Source organism: Shewanella surugensis (assembly GCF_023284005.1).
Taxonomy (GTDB): domain Bacteria; phylum Pseudomonadota; class Gammaproteobacteria; order Enterobacterales; family Shewanellaceae; genus Shewanella; species Shewanella surugensis.
This window is the reverse complement of record NZ_JAKIKS010000297.1, coordinates 1-1,609: the sequence shown is the minus strand read 5'-3', so window position 1 is coordinate 1,609 and position 1,609 is coordinate 1. Positions and strand designations below refer to the sequence as shown.

Sequence of the window (1,609 nt, the reverse complement as noted above, 5' to 3'; positions counted from 1 at the left end):
AATGGGCAAAGCCATTGATGGATAATTTTAATCGATACCTTGAACAACATCATATATATCGATCAATATTCGGCATTATTTAAAGATCAAAAAATGAGGGGATCTCTAAGACCTCGGTTAGTGATTTTACTCACTTAGCCGAGTGTCCATATATATGTATATATAGTTTCCCATACCTACAGGAAAGTGGAAATAGCCGGAATATTATCTTTTAATTTATAATAAGTTCATAGCTTTAGTCTTCGGCATGGTCGCGTTGAATAAACGTACAATATCTTCATATTCTACATATCCGCGATCTTCACCACCAAGGTATTTAAAAATAAGCCCAGCTTCAACTTCTCCTGCACTGCTGATCTCAACGTTTTGTTCAGCACAAATATCTAATTTAACTTTCATAATATCATTCTGGTTTAAACGGCCCTGAGGATCGGCTTCAGCCAGTAATTTTTCCAGAGTATTGCTACGGGTCACATCATTAACTTCGGTATCGCCATAACTAAATGTGAAGCCACATTCATGAGCGACGCCTCTGGCTTGATGTAAATTAGTAATATTAATATGGCCAATTTGGGCCTTACCATGATAGACGTCCGACGGATGCGTTAACTGTCCTGCTGACACTAATGTGGCAACGGTACCACAGCCGAGAATGCCACAGCCAAACTCTTTTGCTTTTGCTGTGAAGTCAATAAGTCCTACCATGATATCACTATTATTTTCAGGATGTTCAGAATCAAACCGGCCAGCTCTTTCTAACATACGTATGAATGGACATAATACCGCTTTATTTTCCGCCCTTTCGCTATCTGCTGAAATACTCGGATAGGCTGTTATCAGTTCTTCACTTGTTAATACTTCACTGGCTTGTGAGACGAACTGTAATTGAAAAATCATTAGAAATAATATACTTACTTTATTCATTTTATTTTTTCCTGTAAATTATATGACAGTCGATGTTATAAAACATCCTGATATGGTAACACTCAGTAAATACCATTTATTATCAAACATTTAATCTTGATTTGTTTTAAGGTAGTGCTAAAGTGATCTCGCTATGGCATACGTATAAACAGCGTGTTTGTCTATGTTTAATGTCTTAGGTTGCTTGTCTTTTTTGTAATACTTCAAGCATCGCTTCAAAAATTGATAAGTCGCATGATTATTCCTTTTATTTATAATCATTAACTTGTAAAACTTATTCTATCCAGTAAAACATTACTTTCCCAAAGCATTACACTTCACTAATATAATGAATATGTAATTTATCTTATTAATTGAGATGGATATTCATCGGCTTTATTTAACTTTCATATATTCAGTGATTTTTAATAGAATAATTAAAACGGAATGCTCCCTGTAAATTTACTTTAAGCAAAGATAACTTTTTATTATAAAATACAATATTAGACATTAGTCAAGATTTCATATCATTTAGAAATATATTCTAAATCTTCAATCTCAGTGGGTCTGATTCCCCGCCGCTGGCTGCGTAAGTATCAGGGCGGGAGCATACTTTGTCGGATAATTAACCAAAGAAAACTTTTGCCCTGTAATCATCGTCCCAACTCGCCTTTTTTAGCTTATTTCGCTGACTTGGCGCACCGCA

General features: G+C 35.1%; 1 protein-coding gene and 1 pseudogene. Both read right to left on the bottom strand.

Features of this window, described 5'->3' with window-relative positions; genetic code table 11:
* Positions 1-216 precede the first annotated feature (216 nt).
* On the bottom strand, positions 217-924 hold the full coding sequence (locus L2764_RS27105; RefSeq protein ID WP_248943435.1) for a hypothetical protein: 708 nt from the start codon (positions 922-924) through the stop codon (positions 217-219).
* A gap of 126 nt (positions 925-1,050) precedes the next feature.
* A pseudogene (locus L2764_RS27100) lies at positions 1,051-1,176 on the bottom strand (DDE-type integrase/transposase/recombinase); the annotation flags it as partial.
* Positions 1,177-1,609: the final 433 nt, after the last annotated feature.